Below are 18,185 nucleotides of genomic sequence, written 5' to 3'. Positions count from 1 at the left end.
ACTCGACGTGGTCGGTGGCCCCTGGCCGCCATCAGGGGGTGCGCAGGGCGGCCCGGTACCTCAACCACCTCTGGTGGTGCCGGAGGCAGCGTCCACCGGCATGGACAGGTCGCCCACACGCGGCAACCACGCACAGGGGCTCGGCCCCGGTCCGTTGGGCGGGCGGCCCCGCCTCGGTGGCCGCGGCCCGGTCCCGGGACACGGGCACCAGGTCGCGCAGGACGACCTCTTCCTGCTTGCGCAGCACGCCTGGGCGGGGTTCGACGACGGCGAAGTGCACCCCACGGCTGCGGCAGTGGCGGCGCGCCCACACCAGCGAGCGGAACGCCGCGATGTCCAGCGTGAGGACCTCGGAGAGGTCCACCACGACCGGCCCGCCGCTCTCGGCACATCGCTGGACCAGCGCGAGGAAGTCAGGCACGGCCAGGAGGCCGCAGCCCGGCGGTGCCACCAGCACCCCGTCGTCGGTCTGGCGGAAGACGTGGGAAACGCTCGTCATCGGACGCCTGCCTCACCCGTGCCCCGGCCGGGTTGCCGCCGCTGCGTGACGGGAGGGTCGGAACTCCTTCGTGGTACCACACGACGAGATCCGCAAACCCCTATCGGCGCGGGACGGTGCCGCCGTCCGGCGCCGACGGCGTCATGTCGTCGGGCTCGACGTCGCCTCCCACCGACGCCAGGTGGTACTCCCGCGCGGTGGCCCATTCGGCGATGAGCAGCGTGGCGTCGTCGCGGAGGACCCCGCCTTGGTGGGCGAGGACGTCGTGACTGATGCGCCTCAGCATCTCGGGTGCCGGCAGCTCCGCCGTGGCCGCCCGCTCAAGGTGGTCGACGAGCCGCCTGAGCCCGAAGAAGGTGCCGTCAGGGGTGCGTGCTTCGGTGATCCCGTCGGTGTAGAAGACGATCCGGTCGCCGGGCTCGAGCCACTCCTCCGCGATCGAGGCCTCGCTCTCCTCGATCCCGAAGAGCGGACGGCGGCCACCCTCGAGCTCCTTGACGACCTTGCCGTGACGCATCAGGAGCGGGGCGATGTGGCCGGCGTTGAGGTAACGGAACCGCCCCGAGACGAGGTCGAGCTCACCGAGGACACCGGTCGCGAGCCGCCAGCCACGGCCGTGCTCGGCAACCAGGGCGTCCATCGCGGTGGCACTGGTGAACATGCCGTGCCGCTGGCGGCGGCTGTTGCGGTAGGCGGACAGCGCGACGGCGGCAAGCACGGTGCCGTCGAGGTCGTGACCCGTCGCGTCCAGGATCGCGATGTGGGCGACGTCGTCGACGACGCTGTAGTCGAAGGCGTCGGCGGCGACGTCGTAGTACGGCTGCAGGAGCCCCGAGATCACCAGCCCCTCGCATGCGAAGGTCAGCGGCGGGAGCAGCTGGTGCAGCAGCTCCGACGCGACGGTCCGCGGCCGCTGGCGCCGGAGGTGTTCCAAGGCGTCGCCGTAGGGTTGCTTGGCGACGACGAGGTGGCCGCTGAGGTGGCCGAAGAGGCGGCATCTGTCGAGCACCAGCTCGTGATCCGGGCTCTCCCCCGCGGCCAGGGTGACGTCCAGGACGCCGAGCCGCTCCGCCCCGTCGACCACCGGCAGCCACACCTTGGGTTCGTCCCCGTGCGAGGCGACGGGTTCGACGGTGCGGAAGGCGCGCCCCGCCAGCGTGGTGTCGACGCCCAACGTGGGCAGCGTCGCCGCCCCTGCCCCCGGGACGGGGACCAGCAGCTCCTGCTCGTGGTCGACCAGGTACAGCCGCGCCGACCAGCCGACCTGCCGCGCGGCTTCCTGCACGACCTCACCCAGCTGACCGGGGGTCGCGAAGTGGACGCGGTCGAGGAAGGTCCGGACCATGGCGAGCGTCCTGGTGTCGTCAGAGGATCCCACGCGGCGCCACGGTACCGGGTGCGCCGGGCAGGGAGCCGAGTGAACGCTCCCGTCAGAGGGTGCGGTGCACCCCGCCGTCGACCGGCACCATCGTCCCCGTGACGTACGACGCAGCGGGCGAGAGCAGGAACGCGGCGACCCTCCCGAGCTCCTCCGGCTGCCCGTAGCGGCGCAGCGGGATCCCGGCCTCGTGCTCGCGACGGGTCCGGGCCGGGTCGGGAGTCGCACCGTCGAGCTCGACGAGCCGCTCGGTGTCGATGCGCCCCGGCAGCACGGCGTTGACCCGCACCCCACGCGGTCCGACCTCGTCGGCCAGCGTCTTGACGAGCATCCCGAGCCCTGGGCGGAGCCCGTTGGAGATCGCCAGGTTGGCCAGCGGTGACCGGACCGAGGTGGAGAGCACCAGCGCGACCGAACCGCCATCGCCGAGCGCGGCGGTCACGGTGCGGGCGGCTCGGAGCGTGCCGAGGAAGACCGTCTCGAACGCTCTCACCCACGTCTCGTCGGAGGTCTCGAGCACGGTGCCCGCGGGCGGGCCGCCGACGGACAACAGCGCGCCGTCGAGCCGGCCGAACCGCTCGTGGGCGGTGTCGACCAGCCGCTGCGGCGTCGTCGGGTCCGCAAGATCGGCGACGACGCCCACAGCCGCGTCGCCGAGGGCATCGACGGCGGTGTCGACCGACTCGGGGGTGCGCGCGGAGAGCACCACCCGGGCCCCCTCGGCGACGAGTGCGTCGGCGGTGGCCCGTCCGATGCCGCGCGAGCCACCGGTCACCACGAAGACGCGGTCGTGGAGCCCGAGGTCCATCAGGAGGCCCCCGCCGGCTCGGGGTCGTCGGTGAACTGCGTGCGGTAGAGGTGGGCGTAGAGCCCGCCCTCCGCGAGGAGCTCGAGGTGGGTGCCGGACTGAACGATCCGCCCGTCGTCGACGACGAGGATCCGGTCGGCGTTGCGGACGGTTGACAGCCGGTGCGCGATGACCAGGGAGGTGCGCCCCTCGAGGGCGGTGTCGAGGGCCCGCTGCACGGCCTGCTCCGACTCCGAGTCGAGGTGGGCGGTGGCCTCGTCGAGGACGACGATCCGGGGTGCCTTCAGCAGCAGCCGGGCGATCGCCAGCCGCTGCCGCTCCCCGCCGGAGAGCCGGTAGCCACGGTCGCCGACGACGGTGTCGAGCCCCTCGGGAAGCGACTCCACGAGCCGGCGGACCTGCGCGGCGTCGAGCGCCGCCCACAGCTGGCGGTCGTCGGCGTCGGGGCGGGCGTAGAGGAGGTTGGCCCGGATGGTGTCGTGGAACATGTAGGCGTCCTGGGTGACGTAGCCGACCGCCTCCTCCAGGGACTCCAGGGTGAGGTCGCGGACGTCGACGCCGCCGACGCGGACGGCGCCACCGGTCACGTCGTAGAGCCGCGCGACCAGGTGGGTGATCGTGCTCTTGCCTGCCCCGGAGGGGCCGACGAGGGCGACCATCTCGCCGGGCGCGGCGGTGAAGCTGATCTCCTTCAGGACGTCCTGGTGGACCTTCGTCTCGTTGCGCGCGACCACCTCGAGGCTCGCCAGGGAGACCTCGTCCGCGCGCGGGTAGCGGAACCGCACGCGGTCGAACTCCAGCGTCGCGGCGTCGGACGGGAGGGCCACCGCCTCCGGCTTCTCGGGCACGGTCGTGGGGAGGTCGAGGACCTCGAAGACCCGCTCGAAGCTGACCAGCGCGGTCATCACGTCGACCCGCACGTTGGAGAGCCCCTGGAGCGGGCCGAGGAGCCGCAGCAGGAGGGTGGCGAGCGCGAGCAGCGTCCCGATGGTCAGCCGCCCCTCGACCACCAGCCAGCCGCCGACGCCGTAGACGAGCGCGGTCGCCATCGCCGGGACGAGCATCAGCGTCGCCCGGAACACCGAGGTGATGGTGGCGATCCGCACCCCGAGGTCCTTGACCACAGTGGCCTTCTCGGTGAAGAGCCGGTCCTCGACGTCGCGGCGGCCGAACAGCTTGAGCAGCATCGCGCCGCCGACGTTGAACCGCTCGGTCATCGCGTTGCCCAGGGCGGCGTTGCCGTCCATCTGCTCGCGGGTGAGCGAGGCGAGCCGCTGGCCCACCCAGCGTGAGACCACGAAGAGCAGCGGGAAGAGCAGAAGGCACAGCAGCGTGACCTGCCAGCTGAGGACCGCCATCGTGGCGCCGACGACCGCGACGGCGATCGCGTTGGAGACGGTGCTCGACAACGTGGAGGTGAAAGCCCGCTGGGCGCCGATCACGTCGTTGTTGAGCCGGCTGACGAGCGCACCGGTCTGGGTGCGGGTGAAGAACGCCAGCGAGAGCCGTTGCACGTGGGCGAAGACCGCGGTGCGGAGGCCGAGGATCAGCCCCTCGCCGATGCGGGAGGAGAGCCGGCCGGAGCCCACCGCGAGCAGGGCGTCCACGACCGCCACCAGCGCCATCGCCCCGGCGAGGATCGCGACGAGCCGGGTGTCGCCCTGGGCGATGCCGTCGTCGACGATGCGCTGCACCAGCAGCGGCGTGACGACGACCAGCGCGGCGTCGAGCACCGTGATGCCGAGGAAGACGCTGATCGGACGCCGGTGCGGCTTCGCGAACGACAGCACGCGTCGCAGCGTCTCGCGCTTCAGCGGGGCCGCGACCGCACTGCGGTCGGTGCGCATGTGGCGCCACACGGGACCCATGCCCTGACCCATCGCCACTGCTGCTGCACCTCCTGACCCGACCACTGCACGCCGGGTGACGCTGACCACTCAACCACCGGCCACCGACAGTTGTTCCCGCCGAGGACGGTTCGACGCAGCGACCGGCCCGGACGGGTCGCTCAGGCCAGGGCGACGAGCTCGGCGTACTCCTGGCTCCAGAGGTCCTCGACACCGTCGGGGAGGATCAGCACCCGGTCGGGCTCGAGGGCGGTGACGGCGCCCTCGTCGTGGGTGACGAGCACGATCGCGCCCTCGTAGCTGCGGATCGCCGCCAGCACCTCCTCGCGCGAGGCGGGGTCGAGGTTGTTGGTCGGCTCGTCGAGGAGCAGCACGTTCGCGGACGAGACGACGAGGGCGGCCAGGGCGAGCCGGGTCTTCTCGCCGCCGGAGAGCACCCCGGCCGGCTTCATCGCGTCGTCGCCGCTGAAGAGGAAGGACCCGAGCACGCTGCGCGCCTCGGTGTCGGTCAGCTGCGGGGCCGCGGAGCGCATGTTCTCCAGCACGGTGCGCGAGGTGTCGAGCGTCTCGTGCTCCTGGGCGTAGTAGCCCAGCTTCAGCCCGTGCCCCGGGTGCACCTCCCCCGTGTCGGGCTCGTCGAGCCCGCCGAGGATCCGCAGCAGCGTGGTCTTCCCCGCGCCGTTGAGCCCGAGGATGACCACCCGGCTCCCCTTGTCGATCGCGAGGTCGACGTCGGTGAAGACCTCGAGAGATCCGTAGGACTTCGACAGCTCGGTCGCGGTGAGCGGCGTCTTGCCGCAGGGCGCCGGCTTCGGGAAGGCGATCCGGGCGACGCGGTCGGCCTGCCGCTCCGCCTCCACGCCCTGCATCAGCCGCTCGGCGCGCTTCATCATCGACTGCGCCGCCTGGGCCTTCGTCGCCTTCGCGCGCATCTTGTTGGCCTGGTCCATCAGCGTCGACGCCTTGCGCTCGGCGTTCGCGCGCTCGCGCTTTCGTCGCCGCTCGTCGGTCTCGCGCTGGGTGAGGTACGCCGACCAGCCCATGTTGTAGACATCGACCACGGCCCGGTTGGCGTCGAGGTGGAGGACCTTGTTGACGCACGCCTCAAGCAGCTCCACGTCGTGGCTAATCACCACCAGCCCGCCCTTGAAGGTGCGCAGGAAGTCACGCAGCCAGACGATCGAGTCGGCGTCGAGGTGGTTGGTCGGCTCGTCGAGCAGCAGCGTCTCCGCGCCGGAGAAGAGGATCCGGGCCAGCTCCACGCGCCGCCGCTGGCCACCGGAGAGGGTGCGCAGCGGCTGGTCGAGGACGCGGTCCTCGATGTTCAGGCTGGAGGCGATCTGCCGGGCCTCGGCCTCCGCGGCGTAACCGCCGCCGGCGTGGAGCGCGGCGTCGGCCCGCTCGTACCTCTTCATCCCGCGCTCGCGCACCGCCGGGTCGTCCGACCCCATCTCCGCCTCGGCCTCGCGGAGCTTGAGCAGCGCCTCGTCGAGGCCGCGCGCGGAGAGGATGCGGTTGAGGGCGAGCACCTCGGGGTCGCTGGTGCGGGGGTCCTGCGGCAGGTAGCCGATCTCACCGGTCCGCTGCACGGTCCCGGCGGCGGGCAGCCCCTCCCCGGCAAGGATGCGGGTCATCGTGGTCTTGCCGGCCCCGTTGCGGCCGACGAGCCCGACCTTGTCGCCGGCGGCGACGCGGAAGGAGACGTGCTCCATCAGCAGGCGGGCGCCGGCGCGCACCTCGAGGTCGTGCACGGTGATCATGGGGGACTTCCTGACGAGAACGGGGATGCGGGACGTGGGACCCTCACGGTCAGTCCGCGCGCATCACGGCGGCCATCCTACGGGGCCCGCCCCCGCCTCGTGGTGTGACTCCGACCGCGTGGGGCATTGTTCGGAGAGGGGTTCCCCCGGCCGTGCCGACGGCCGCCGGACCAAGGAGGGTGGATGCGCTTCAACCCACGGGCCAGGCTCGACCGGAGCCAGGTGCAGGTGCGTCGTGGGGGCAGCAGCGGCGGGGGCCGCGGCGGCATCCCGATCCCGATGGGCCGGGCCGGCGGCGGCATCGGCGGGCTGCTCGTGATCCTGCTGGTCGTGTTCCTGAGCGGCGGGCTCGACGGGATGCTGGGCGGCGGGACCGGCACCGGCGGCCAGTCCGGCGCTGCGCGGTCGGCAAGCGGAGCGGTCTCGTCGAGCGAGCTGACCGAGTGCGAGACCGGGGAGGACGCCAACGAGAACCCCGACTGCGCGCGGCTCGCGGTGGTCAACTCGATCCAGTCGTTCTGGGCCGAGACCCTGCCCGAGCAGACCGGGACGCAGTACGTCGAGGCCGACACCGTGATGTTCACCGGATCCGTCGACACCGGCTGCGGCGGCGCGACCTCCGACGTCGGGCCGTTCTACTGCCCGGTGCGCGGGGACATGCAGGTCTACCTCGACGTCACCTTCTTCCAGGACATGCTCGAGGGGCAGCTCGGAGCCCGCGGCGGTGACTTCGCCGAGGCGTACGTGCTGGCCCACGAGTACGGCCACCACATCGAGAACCTGCTCGGCTACATGGGGAAGGTCCGCACCCAGCAGGGGCCGGAGAGCGACGCCGTCCGGCTCGAGCTGATGGCCGACTGCCTCGGCGGGATGTGGGCGAAGCACGCCACCACCGCCGAGGACGAGAACGGCGAGGTGCTGATCCTCGACCTCGACCAGCAGGACATCGCGGAGGCGATCGACGCCGCCCAGGCGGTCGGCGACGACCGGATCCAGCAGCGCAGCGGCGGCCGCGTCGACTCCGACCGGTGGACCCACGGGTCAGCGGCGGGCCGCGAGTACTGGTTCAGCGTCGGCTACGAGAAGGGCACCGTCCGAGCCTGCGACACCTGGGAGGCCGACCGGCTCTACCCCGGGTGAGACCGGGGTGAGCCGGACGGCGGGCGCTCAGGCGCTCTGCTGCTCCGAGGAGTCCGCGCGCTCCGCGAGGAACACCGGGATCTCGCGGTCGGTCTTCTTCTGGTAGTCCGCGTAGTCGGGCCACACCTCGACCGCGCGCTCCCACCAGGTCTGCCGCTCCGCGCCGCGCAGCTCGCGGACCGTGTACGTCGCCTTGTCGGCGTGGTCCTGGAGCTCGACGGTCGGGTTCTTGACCAGGTTGGCGTACCAGCTCGGGTGCTCCGGGGCGCCACCCTTCGAGGCGACCAGCGCGTAGGCGCCGTCGTGCTCGACCCGCATCACCGGGTTCTTGCGGAGCTTCCCACTCTTCGCGCCGACCGAGGTGACGACCACGACGGGGACGCCCCGCAGGGTCGTGCCCTCCGTGCCGCCGGACGACTCGTACGTCTCGACCTGCTTCCTGACCCAGTCCGAGGGGCTGGGCTCGTACTCTCCCTGAAGTGCCATGGGGCCATGGTTCCCCCTCGCGCGGTGGGTCATGCCGCGTTGACCACCTCGACGGCGACCGCGCAGGCGTCGGCGACCGCCGCGTCGAGCACGCTCCGCCGCGGGTCCGCGACCGGCAGCCACCGAGAGGTGCGGGCACCGGCCACCCCGGCCAGGCGCGGGTCGTCGAGCACCGCGTCGACGGCGCCGCGGTCACCGCCCACCACGAGCGCGTCGAGCCGCGCCCCGAGCACCCGTGCCGCGTGGTCGGCAGCCGCCTCGTAGGCGGCACGGGCCTGGTTGTCGCGACGGCGTGCGAACCGCTGCTGGCTCTGCCCGCCAGCCTTCGTGCGCCCCTGCACGTGCCGCTGACCGACCTTGTGCTCCTGGAGCGTCCCGCCCGTGAGCCGGGCGACGGCGAAGCCGCCCTTGCGGACCAGGAGGACGCCCCAGCGCTCCGGGGCGGTCACGGCCCCCACCAGGGCGGACGGCAGCGGGACACCGCCGTACTCCTGGTCGAACGGGAGCCGGGCGACGGCGGTCGAGCCGTCAGCGGCGAGGGCGCGCAGCCCACCGCCGACCGTGTCGTACGCCGCGCCGCCGTGCCGGGACTCGAAGTTCTCGAACCACCGCTCGACGCGGGAGGCGGGCAGGAGCAGCCGCTCCCGTCCCTCGGCCACCGGGGTGGGTCAGACGTTGAAGCCGAGGGCGCGCAGCATCTCGCGGCCGTCCTCGGTGATCTTGTCCGGGCCCCACGGCGGCATCCAGACCCAGTTGATGGCGACGTCGCCGGCCATCCCCTCCAGGGCGGTGTTGGTCTGGTCCTCGATGACGTCGGTCAGCGGGCACGCTGCCGAGGTGAGCGTCATGTCGAGGGTCACGTCGGAGCCGTCGATGTGGACGCCGTAGAGCAGCCCGAGGTCGACGACGTTGATCCCGAGCTCGGGGTCGACGACGTCCTTCATGGCCTCCTCGACGTCCTCCACGGTGAGCGTGGAGCCGGCGGGAGCAGGGGTCACCTCGGGAAGGTCCGCGTGCTTGTCGGTGTCGGTCATGCCATCTCCTCGGTCGGGCCTGCGGTGCGCGCGACCACCTGCGTGGTCGCGTCCTTCCACGCCATCCATCCCAGCAGGGCGCACTTCACGCGGGCCGGGAACTTCGCGACCCCGGCGAACGCGATGCCGTCCTCCAGGACGTCCTCGTCGGGCTCCACGGTGCCACGGCCCTGCATGAGGGCCAGGAACTCCTCGTGGACGTCGAGCGCCTCCTTAACCTTCTTGCCGATCAGCAGGTCGGTCAGCACGCTCACCGACGCCTGGGAGATCGAGCAGCCCAGCGCGTCGTAGGAGACGTCCTCGATGACGGCGTCGTCGTCGGTGCTGTCGAGGTGGACGCGGAGCGTCACCTCGTCGCCGCACGTCGGGTTGACGTGGTGCACCTCCGCCTCGTAGGGCTCGCGGAGCCCTGCGTGGTGGGGGTTCTTGTAGTGGTCCAGGATGATCTCCTGGTACATCGCGTCGAGATCGCTCATCGTCAGTCCACCCTGAAGTACTTCTTGGTGTACTCCAACCCCTCGACGAGCGCGTCGATCTCCTCCGGCGTGGTGTAGAGGTACGACGACGCGCGGACGCTGGCCTGGACGCCGTACCGCTGGTGGGCCGGCTTCGTGCAGTGGTGTCCCGCGCGCACGGCGACACCGCGGCTGTCGAGCAGCTGGGCCACGTCGTGGGGGTGCACCTGGTCGAGCTCGAAGCTCACCGCTCCCCCGCGGTCGTGCGGGTCCTTGGGGCCGAGGATCGAGAGGCCCTTCACCGACGACAGCCCGTCGAGCAGGTAGCCGGTGATGGCCTCCTCGTGGCGGCGGACGTTCTCCATCCCCACGTGGCCGAGGTAGTCGACCGCGGCACCGAGCCCGACCGCCTCGACGATCGGTGGGGTGCCGGCCTCGAACTTGCTCGGGACGTCGGCGTACGTCGAGCGCTCCATGGTGACCGTGCGGATCATCTCGCCACCACCGAGGAACGGCGGCAGCTTCTCCAGCACGTCACGGCAGCCCCACAGCACGCCGATCCCCGTCGGCCCGACGACCTTGTGGCCGGTGAACGCGAGGAGGTCGGCGCCGCTGGCCACCACGTCGACCGGCATCTGCGGCACGGCCTGCGAGGCGTCGACGACCACGAGGGCGCCGGCGGCGTGCGCGCGGTCGGCGATCTCGCGGACCGGGTTGATCGTGCCCAGCATGTTCGACACCCAGGTCAGCGAGACCACCTTGGTGCGCTCGTTGACCAGCTCGTCGATGTTCGACAGGTCGAGCCGACCGTCGTCGGTCAGCCCGAACCAGCGCAGCGTCGCACCGGTCCGCTCGGTGAGGAGCTGCCACGGCACGATGTTGGAGTGGTGCTCCATCTCGGTGATCAGCACCTCGTCACCGGGGCCGACCCGGAGGTCGCCCTCGGCCCAGGCGAGGGTGTTGGCCACCAGGTTGAGCGCCTCGCTGGCGTTCTTGGTGAAGACCACCTCGTCGCGCTGGGCGCCGATGAACGCCGCGACCTTCTCGCGCCCGGCCTCGTAGGCCTCGGTCGCCTCGCCGCCGAGCTGGTGCACGGCGCGGGCGACGTTGGCGTTGTGCCGCTCGAGGTGGTCGACCATCGTGTCGATCACGACCTGCGGCTTCTGCGAGGTGTTCGCGCTGTCGAGGTAGACCAGCGGGTGCCCGTCGGCCATCGTCCGGCCGAGGATCGGGAAGTCCTGGCGGATCAGCTCGAGCCCGTCGAGCAGGCCCGGCAGGTTGCGGGGCATGTCAGACCCCGGTCCCCGCGGCGGCGACACCACTGACGTACGACGCGTAGCCCTCGGCCTCGAGCTTGTCGGCGAGCTCCGGCCCACCCTCGTCGGCGATCCGGCCGTCGACGAAGACGTGGACGTGGTCGGGCTTGATGTAGCGCAGGATCCGCGTGTAGTGCGTGATCAGCAGGACGCCCTTGTCGCCGTTCTCCTTGAAGCGGTTCACGCCCTCCGAGACGATGCGCAGCGCGTCGATGTCGAGCCCGGAGTCGGTCTCGTCGAGGACGGCGACCTTCGGGTCGAGCAGCTCGAGCTGGACGATCTCGTGGCGCTTCTTCTCACCACCGGAGAACCCCTCGTTGACGCTGCGCTGCGCCATCGCGGTGTCCATCTGCACGCGGTCCATCGCGGCGTTGACGTCCTTGACCCAGGTGCGCAGCTTCGGCGCCTCGCCGGAGACCGCGGTCTTGGCGGTGCGGAGGAAGTTCGACACCGAGACGCCGGGGACCTCGACGGGGTACTGCATGGCGAGGAACAGCCCCGCGCGCGCCCGCTCGTCGACGGACATCTCCAGCACGTCCTCGCCGTCGAGGAGGACAGAGCCGCCGGTCACCTGGTACTTCGGGTGGCCGGCGATCGAGTAGGCCAGCGTCGACTTGCCGGAGCCGTTGGGCCCCATGATCGCGTGGGTCTCGCCCTCGTTGATGGTCAGCGTGACGCCCTTCAGGATCTCCTTGGGGCCGTCCTCGGTGTCCACGCTCACGTGCAGGTCGCGGATCTCCAGGGTGCTCATCTGTGTCTCTTCTCCTCGCGGCGGCCTCGGGGCCACCTCGGTAGCTCTGTGTCAGTCGGTGACGTTGTTGGTGGGGTTGGCGACGTCGACCAGGACGTCGTCGCCGTCGATGCGGACCGGGTAGACGGCCACCGGCTCGAACGCCGGCAGGCTCGTCGGCTCCCCGTCGCGCATGTCGAAGGCGGAGCCGTGCAGCCAGCACTCGATGAGGCAGCCGTCCACGTCCCCCTCGGAAAGCGGGATCTCGGCGTGCGAGCACCGGTCGCGGATCGCGTAGACGGTGCCCTCGTCGCGGACGAGCGCGACGTCGACCCCGTCGACGGTGGCCGCGAGCGGCTTGCCGTCCTCGAGGTCGGCGACGCCGCAGGCCCGGGTGAAGGTCATTCGGGGTCCCCGCGGCGGTGCGAGCGCAGCGAGCAGCGTCGTGGGGTGATCACAGAATCTCCTTGCCGGTGACGTTCTTCGCGAGCTCGGCCTCGACGGTCGCCATCAGCTGCTCCTCGAGCCCCTCGATGCCGATCTTGCGGATGATGTCGTTGAAGAAACCGTGCACGACCAGCCGCCGCGCCTCGTCCTCCTCGATCCCGCGCGACTGCAGGTAGAACAGCTGCTCGTCGTCGAAGCGCCCGGTCGTGGACGCGTGGCCCGCGCCCTCGATCTCGCCGGTCTCGATCTCCAGGTTCGGCACCGAGTCGGCGCGGCACCCGTCGGTGAGGACGAGGTTGCGGTTCTGCTCGTAGGTCTCGATCCCCTCGGCCACCTTGCGGATCAGCACGTTGCCGATCCAGACCGTGTGCGCGCCCTCGCCCTGCAGCGCGCCCTTGTAGACGACGTTGCTGCGGGTGCGGGGGGCGGTGTGGTCGGCGAACAGCCGGTGCTCGAGGTGCTGCCCCGCGTCGGCGAAGTAGAGCCCATAGAGGTCGGCCGAGCCGCCCGGACCGTCGTACTGCACCTCGACGTTGAGCCGCACGAGGCCGCCGAAGCTGATCGCGGAGTGGCGGACGGTGGCGTCCCGGCCGACGCGGATCGCGTCGCGGCCGAGGTGCACGGCGTCGTCGTCCCAGTCCTGCAGCGAGACGACCGTGAGCTGGGCGCCGTCACCGACGAGCATCGAGGTGTTCGCGGCGTACCGCGCGCTGCCCTTGTGGTCGACCACAACCGACGCCTTGGCGTGCCGGCCGATCCGGACCACGACGTGGCCCCAGACGAGGTCGTCGGCCGAGGAGCCGCGCAGCCGGACGATGATCGGCTCGTCGACCTCGGTGTCGGCAGGCACGTCGAGGAGCACCGCTCCCCCGGCGTTGGCCACCGCGAGCACCGAGGGCCGGTCGGTCGGCGCCAGCTCACCCAGGTCACGGGCCTCCTCGGTGGAGATCGAGGTCAGCGTCACCCCCTCGGGCAGCGTCGTCTCGATGTCGAGGTGCTTGTCCGACGGCTCGCCGTCGAGCAGCCCGCCGAGCCGCTTGACCGGGGTGAACCGCCAGACCTCCTCACGGCCGTTGGGCTTGGGGAAGTCGGCCACGTCGTACGAGGGGTTGGCGTGCAGGTGCGACGCCACCTTCGTGGTCTCGACGGCTGACGCCACGTTCGGCGCCTCAGTCACAGTCACTTGAAATGCTTCTCTTTCCTTGGATTCGCGCAGACGTCACCACGTGCAGGGGGTGGAGCGGACAGCGTCAGCCGACCGCGCCTTCCATCTGCAGCTCGATGAGGCGGTTGAGCTCGAGGGCGTACTCCATCGGGAGCTCCTTGGCGATCGGCTCCACGAAGCCGCGGACGATCATCGCCATCGCCTCGTCCTCCTCCATGCCGCGCGACATGAGGTAGAAGAGCTGGTCCTCGGACACCTTCGAGACCGTGGCCTCGTGGCCCATGGAGACGTCGTCCTCGCGGACGTCGACGTAGGGGTAGGTGTCCGACCGGCTGATCGTGTCGACGAGCAGCGCGTCGCAGAGCACGTTCGACTTCGAGTGGTGGGCGCCCTCGTTGACCTGCACCAGCCCGCGGTACGACGTGCGGCCACCGCCGCGCGCCACCGACTTGCTGATGATCGAGCTCGAGGTGTGCGGCGCCGCGTGCACCATCTTCGCGCCGGCGTCCTGGTGCTGCCCCTCGCCGGCGAACGCGATCGACAGCGTCTCGCCGCGGGCGTGCTCGCCCATGAGGTAGACGGCGGGGTACTTCATCGTCACCTTGGAGCCGATGTTGCCGTCGACCCACTCCATGGTGGCGCCGGCCTCGCACGTGGCCCGCTTGGTCACCAGGTTGTAGACGTTGTTCGACCAGTTCTGGATGGTCGTGTAGCGGCAGCGCGCGCCCTTCTTCACGACGATCTCGACGACCGCGGAGTGCAGCGAGTCGGTCTTGTAGATCGGCGCGGTGCACCCCTCGACGTAGTGCACGTAGGCGTCCTCGTCGACGATGATCAGCGTCCGCTCGAACTGGCCCATGTTCTCGGTGTTGATGCGGAAGTAGGCCTGCAGCGGGATCTCGACGTGCACGCCCTTCGGCACGTAGATGAACGAGCCGCCGGACCACACCGCGGTGTTGAGCGCGGAGAACTTGTTGTCGCCCACCGGGATCACGGTGCCGAAGTACTCCTTGAAGAGCTCCTCGTGCTCCTTGAGCGCGGTGTCGGTGTCGAGGAAGAGGACGCCCTGCTCCTCGAGGTCCTCACGGATCTTGTGGTAGACGACCTCGGACTCGTACTGCGCCGCGACACCCGCGATCAGCCGCTGCTTCTCCGCCTCCGGGATGCCGAGCTTGTCGTAGGTGTTCTTGATGTCCTCGGGCAGCTCGTCCCAGGACGTCGCCTGCTTCTCGGTGGAGCGGACGAAGTACTTGATGTTGTCGAAGTCGATGTCGTCGAGCTCCGCGCCCCAGTGCGGCATCGGCTTGCGGTCGAAGAGCTTGAGCCCCTTCAGCCGCAGGTCGAGCATCCACTGCGGCTCGTTCTTGCGCTGCGAGATGTCGCGGACGACGGCCTCGTTGAGGCCGCGCTGCGCCGAGGCGCCCGCGACGTCCGGGTCCGACCAGCCGTACTCGTAGCGCCCCAGCCCCTGGAGCTCGGGGTTCATCGCCTCGATCAGGTTCGGCGCTTCGGTGGAGGTCATCAGGTGGACCGCCTCTCGTTGGTTGCGGTGGTGCGTGCTCGGTCAGGTGTGGTGCTGGTGGATCGTCGTACGGCCAGCGGTGCGGGGATGCTCGTGGTGCACACCCCGTCCCCGTGCGCGATGGTCGCGAGCCGCTGGACGTGGCGTCCGACGACCCGCGAGATCAGCTCGGTCTCGGCCTCGCAGAGCTGCGGGAACTCGTGAGCGACGTGCGCCACGGGGCAGTGCTGCTGGCACAGCTGCTCCCCCACGGGTACTGAACGCACCGACGCCGCGAATCCTTCCTCGTTCATCGCCCGGGCGAGGGCCTCGGACGGTGTGAGATCGGGCTCCTCCTCGCGGAGCGCGAGGATCCGCTGCTCGAGCCCCTCGAGCCGGCTCCGCGCGAAGGCGGCGACCGCCTCGTCGCCCCCGGTCTCGCGCAGGAACCGCAGCGCCTGCGCCGCGAGGTCGTCGTAGTGCTGCTCGAACTGGTCGCGCCCCTCCTCGGTGAGGGCGAACGCCTTCGCCGGCCGCCCGCGACCGCGGTTGCCGCGCGGCCGCTGGTCACGGGGCTCGACCGCCCCGGTCTCGACCAGGTGGTCGAGGTGCCGGCGGACCGCCGCGGGGGTCAGCCCCAACCGCTCGGCGAGGTCCGCCGCCGTGCTGGGACCGTGCTCCAGGATGGATCGCGCGACCCGCTCACGGGTGGGGGCGTCGGTGCCCGCCTCCCCGTGGACGTGAGCCAGTGCGTCGATTTCCACAACGCCATTGTGTCGTTAATGCTCGGAGCCGTTCAAATAAGGCTGCCCTAACCCGGTCTCGCGGCGTCCGGGCCACGGCGCGGTGGCCACGCGGCGGAACCTAGACTCAGGGGGTGCCTGCCGTGCCCCGATCCTCCTCGAGCGCCGCCTCGGGCACCGTTCCGGCGGTCGAGATCCGCGGCCTCAGGATGGCGTACGGCGACAAGGTGGCGGTCGACGGGCTCGACCTCGAGGTCGCCCGGGGCTCGATCACCGCAGTCCTCGGCCCCAACGGCGCCGGCAAGACGACCACGCTGGAGACCTGCGAGGGGTACCGCAAGGCCCAGCAGGGCACCGTCCGGGTCCTCGGGCTCGACCCGCAGGCCGACCGGCGCCACCTGCTCCCCCGAATCGGCGTGATGCTGCAGAGCGGCGGCGCCTGGACCGGGGTCCGCGCCGAGGAGATGCTCCGGCACATCGCCGCCCTCCACGCCCACCCGCTCCCGGTGCCCATGCTGGTCGACCGGCTGGGGCTCGCCGAGTGCGGGCGCACGCCGTACCGCCGGCTCTCGGGGGGCCAGCAGCAGCGGCTGTCGCTCGCGATGGCGGTCGTCGGGCGGCCCGAGCTGCTCTTCGTCGACGAGCCGACCGCCGGGATGGACCCGCAGTCGCGCCGCGACACCTGGGCGCTCCTCGAGGAGCTGCGCGGCGACGGGGTCACGACCGTGCTGACCACCCACTACATGGACGAGGCCGAGCGGCTCGCCGACACCGTCCACATCATCGACCACGGCCGGATGATCGCCAGCGGGTCGCCGTTCGAGCTCACCCGCGGCCCCGGGATCAGCACGATCAAGCTCGTCGTCACCCGGCCCTTCCCCGACCACGCCCCGGAGTCGCTGCGGCGGGTCCTGGGCCCGGAGACCGAGGTGAGCCAGGTCAACGCCTACAGCATGCTGATCACCGGTCCGGCCGACGCGACCACGCTCGGGAAGGTCTCCGCCTGGTGCGAGGAGGTCGACGTCCTCCCGGAGTCGCTGAGCCTCGGGCAGCGCACCCTCGAGGACGTCTTCCTGGAGCTGACCGGACGAGGGCTGGCCGCGTGAGCCTCGACACCACGACCGGGGGCACCTTCGCGCCCCGCCCCGGCTCGGCGCCGTTCGGCCACCAGGTGCTGGCGCAGACCCGGATGGAGGCGCGGCTGCTGCTGCGCAACGGCGAGCAGCTGCTGCTGGCGCTGGTCATCCCCCTGCTCGTGCTCTTCGGCGGCGTGGCGGCGATCCGCTACCTCGACCTGTCGCTGACCCACACCCCGATCGATCAGCTCACCCCGGGGGTCGTCGCCCTCGCGGTGATGTCCACGTCGTTCACCTCGCTCGCGATCGCGACCGGCTTCGAGCGTCGGTACGGCGTGCTGAAGCGGCTCGGCTCCTCGCCGCTCCCCCGTCACGGGCTGCTCCTCGGCAAGGTCGGGGCGCTGCTCCTGGTCCAGCTGCTCCAGGTGGTGGTCGTGGGCGGCGCGGCCTTGTTCCTCGACTGGTCCCCGGAGCTCTCGGTGAGGTCGCTCGTCGGCGCCCTCGTCGTGGCCGTCCTCGGCACCGCGGCGTTCGCCTCCTGGGGGCTCTTCGTCGCCGGCGCGCTACGTGCGGAGGCCACGCTGGCTGCGGCGAACCTCGTCTACCTGCTGCTCGCCGCCGGGGGCGGCGTGCTCGTGCCCGCCGAGACCTACGGGCGGTTCTCCGACGTGGTCGGCTGGCTGCCCTCCGGCGCGCTCGGCGAGGGGCTCCGCGAAGCCCTGGTCGACGGCACCTTCCCCTCCGGTCCTGCCCTCGTGCTCGTCGCCTGGGCCGCGATCGGGACCCTGCTCACCGCGAGGACGTTCACATGGGAGTGACCCACGACCTGCCACCGGCGACCGCAGAGACGGCTCCCGAGCCGACCCGCGCCGAGCGGTGGCTCCGGCCCCTCGCGGTGGCCACCCTCGTGGTCAACGTGCTGATCGTCGTCACCGGCGGCGTCGTCCGGCTCACCGGCAGCGGTCTGGGGTGCCCGACGTGGCCGCGGTGCACCGAGGAGTCCTTCACCCCGCACGGGGCGATGACGATCCACGCCGCCATCGAGTTCGGCAACCGGCTGGTGACGTTCCTGATCGCCGCCGTCGCGATCGCCACCTTCGTCGTGGCCTGGAGGGTCGGGCGCCGCTCGCTGACCTGGCTGGCCGCCGTGCTCGCCCTCGGCGTCCCCGCCCAGGCGGTAATCGGCGGCATCACGGTGCTCACCGACCTCAACCCGTGGACGGTCGCGTTCCACCTCGTGGTGTCGATGGCGATGATCTGCCTCGCCGTACTGCTGCTGCAGCGCGTCGGGGAGGCTGACGGGCCTGCGGAACCCACCGTCCCGGAGCCCGTCCGGTGGCTCACCTGGCTGCTGTTCGCGGTCGGCTGGGTCGTGATCTACCTCGGCACCGTCGTGACCGGCAGCGGCCCGCACGCCGGCGACGTCGACGCCCCCCGCAACGGGCTCGACCCGCGGGCGATGAGCCAGCTCCACACCGACTTCGTCTTCCTGGTCCTCGGGCTCACGATCGCGACGGTGCTCGTGATGCGGGCGGTCGACGCGCCTCCGCGCGCGAGGGACGCCGCCACCCTGCTGCTCGTCGTCGAGCTGGCGCAGGGCACCGTCGGCTTCGTGCAGTACTTCACCGACCTGCCGGTCGTCCTCGTCGCGCTCCACCTGCTGGGCTCCGCGCTCTTCGCCGCCGCGATGACCTGGGTGGTGCTGGGCACCCGCCGGCGTACACCAGCTCCGCTCCCCGCCTGACCCCGCACGACGACGCGCCGGTTCGGCATCCAGAGCCAGGCAGGATGCGCCGGGTC

General features: G+C 71.4%; 19 protein-coding genes. 4 read left to right on the top strand and 15 right to left on the bottom strand.

The features are described 5' to 3' along the window. Positions 1-31 precede the first annotated feature (31 nt). From FIP57_RS04305 to FIP57_RS04285, 5 genes are all read right to left on the bottom strand, one after another. Complete coding sequence (locus tag FIP57_RS04305) at positions 32-499, bottom strand: STAS domain-containing protein (RefSeq protein ID WP_148572277.1); 468 nt, start codon at positions 497-499, stop codon at positions 32-34. Positions 500-599: 100 nt separating this feature from the next. Beyond that, a complete protein-coding gene (locus FIP57_RS04300) occupies positions 600-1,877 on the bottom strand; it encodes a PP2C family protein-serine/threonine phosphatase (RefSeq protein ID WP_203231049.1) in 1,278 nt (425 codons plus the stop codon). A 52-nt stretch (positions 1,878-1,929) separates the two neighbouring features. After that, complete coding sequence (locus tag FIP57_RS04295) at positions 1,930-2,685, bottom strand: SDR family oxidoreductase (protein WP_148572276.1); 756 nt, start codon at positions 2,683-2,685, stop codon at positions 1,930-1,932. Beyond that, entirely contained in the window at positions 2,685-4,553 is a 1,869-nt protein-coding gene (locus FIP57_RS04290; protein ID WP_203231048.1) for an ABC transporter ATP-binding protein, read from the bottom strand. Before FIP57_RS04290 ends, FIP57_RS04295 begins: the two co-directional genes overlap by 1 nt. A gap of 140 nt (positions 4,554-4,693) precedes the next feature. Then, complete coding sequence (locus tag FIP57_RS04285; protein WP_148572274.1) at positions 4,694-6,292, bottom strand: ABC-F family ATP-binding cassette domain-containing protein; 1,599 nt, start codon at positions 6,290-6,292, stop codon at positions 4,694-4,696. A 183-nt stretch (positions 6,293-6,475) separates the two neighbouring features. Here FIP57_RS04285 and ypfJ point away from each other — a divergent pair, with 183 nt between their 5' ends. Then, on the top strand, positions 6,476-7,432 hold the full coding sequence (ypfJ, locus tag FIP57_RS04280) for a KPN_02809 family neutral zinc metallopeptidase (protein WP_148572273.1): 957 nt from the start codon (positions 6,476-6,478) through the stop codon (positions 7,430-7,432). 27 nt (positions 7,433-7,459) lie between these two features. Here ypfJ and FIP57_RS04275 read toward each other — a convergent pair whose 3' ends face one another. The 10 genes from FIP57_RS04275 to FIP57_RS04230 all read right to left on the bottom strand — a co-directional run bounded on the left by FIP57_RS04275 (position 7,460) and on the right by FIP57_RS04230 (position 15,330). Beyond that, on the bottom strand, positions 7,460-7,918 hold the full coding sequence (locus FIP57_RS04275; RefSeq protein WP_148572272.1) for a nitroreductase family deazaflavin-dependent oxidoreductase: 459 nt from the start codon (positions 7,916-7,918) through the stop codon (positions 7,460-7,462). Between the two features lie 29 nt (positions 7,919-7,947). Continuing rightward, on the bottom strand, positions 7,948-8,577 hold the full coding sequence (locus FIP57_RS04270) for an acVLRF1 family peptidyl-tRNA hydrolase (protein WP_162529676.1): 630 nt from the start codon (positions 8,575-8,577) through the stop codon (positions 7,948-7,950). Positions 8,578-8,586: 9 nt separating this feature from the next. After that, complete coding sequence (locus FIP57_RS04265; RefSeq protein WP_148572271.1) at positions 8,587-8,952, bottom strand: metal-sulfur cluster assembly factor; 366 nt, start codon at positions 8,950-8,952, stop codon at positions 8,587-8,589. Then, the gene (gene sufU, locus FIP57_RS04260) at positions 8,949-9,428 is read right to left on the bottom strand and encodes a Fe-S cluster assembly sulfur transfer protein SufU (RefSeq protein ID WP_148572270.1); all 480 of its coding nucleotides are present in this window, start codon (positions 9,426-9,428) and stop codon (positions 8,949-8,951) included. Before sufU ends, FIP57_RS04265 begins: the two co-directional genes overlap by 4 nt. A gap of 2 nt (positions 9,429-9,430) precedes the next feature. After that, positions 9,431-10,696: a cysteine desulfurase gene (locus tag FIP57_RS04255; RefSeq protein ID WP_148572269.1), complete on the bottom strand. Its 1,266-nt coding sequence runs from the start codon at positions 10,694-10,696 to the stop codon at positions 9,431-9,433. Position 10,697: 1 nt separating this feature from the next. Then, entirely contained in the window at positions 10,698-11,474 is a 777-nt protein-coding gene (sufC, locus tag FIP57_RS04250) for a Fe-S cluster assembly ATPase SufC (protein WP_148572268.1), read from the bottom strand. Between the two features lie 51 nt (positions 11,475-11,525). Next, positions 11,526-11,858, bottom strand: a complete 333-nt coding sequence (locus FIP57_RS04245) for a non-heme iron oxygenase ferredoxin subunit (protein ID WP_148572267.1) — start codon at positions 11,856-11,858, stop codon at positions 11,526-11,528. A 49-nt stretch (positions 11,859-11,907) separates the two neighbouring features. After that, positions 11,908-13,059: a Fe-S cluster assembly protein SufD gene (gene sufD, locus FIP57_RS04240; RefSeq protein WP_238993274.1), complete on the bottom strand. Its 1,152-nt coding sequence runs from the start codon at positions 13,057-13,059 to the stop codon at positions 11,908-11,910. Between the two features lie 91 nt (positions 13,060-13,150). Next, positions 13,151-14,551 (bottom strand): Fe-S cluster assembly protein SufB, encoded by a 1,401-nt coding sequence (gene sufB / locus FIP57_RS04235; protein WP_148572540.1) that lies wholly within the window; start codon positions 14,549-14,551, stop codon positions 13,151-13,153. A gap of 35 nt (positions 14,552-14,586) precedes the next feature. Further along, a complete protein-coding gene (locus FIP57_RS04230; protein ID WP_238993273.1) occupies positions 14,587-15,330 on the bottom strand; it encodes a helix-turn-helix transcriptional regulator in 744 nt (247 codons plus the stop codon). A 113-nt stretch (positions 15,331-15,443) separates the two neighbouring features. Here FIP57_RS04230 and FIP57_RS04225 point away from each other — a divergent pair, with 113 nt between their 5' ends. From FIP57_RS04225 to FIP57_RS04215, 3 genes are read left to right on the top strand one after another with little or no spacing between them, the layout of a single operon-like run. Beyond that, on the top strand, positions 15,444-16,415 hold the full coding sequence (locus FIP57_RS04225; RefSeq protein WP_238993272.1) for an ABC transporter ATP-binding protein: 972 nt from the start codon (positions 15,444-15,446) through the stop codon (positions 16,413-16,415). Beyond that, positions 16,412-17,203 carry an ABC transporter permease gene (locus tag FIP57_RS04220; protein WP_238993271.1) on the top strand — a complete coding sequence of 264 codons (792 nt, stop codon included), beginning with the start codon at positions 16,412-16,414 and terminating at the stop codon, positions 17,201-17,203. The genes FIP57_RS04225 and FIP57_RS04220 overlap by 4 nt, the downstream gene beginning before the upstream one ends. Further along, the gene (locus FIP57_RS04215) at positions 17,194-18,129 is read left to right on the top strand and encodes a COX15/CtaA family protein (RefSeq protein ID WP_148572266.1); all 936 of its coding nucleotides are present in this window, start codon (positions 17,194-17,196) and stop codon (positions 18,127-18,129) included. Before FIP57_RS04220 ends, FIP57_RS04215 begins: the two co-directional genes overlap by 10 nt. Positions 18,130-18,185 lie beyond the last annotated feature (56 nt).

This window comes from Nocardioides caldifontis (assembly GCF_008087345.1).
Lineage (GTDB): Bacteria > Actinomycetota > Actinomycetes > Propionibacteriales > Nocardioidaceae > Marmoricola_A > Marmoricola_A caldifontis.
Note: the sequence above shows the minus strand (reverse complement) of the source record. Positions and strands in the feature narration are given on the sequence as shown.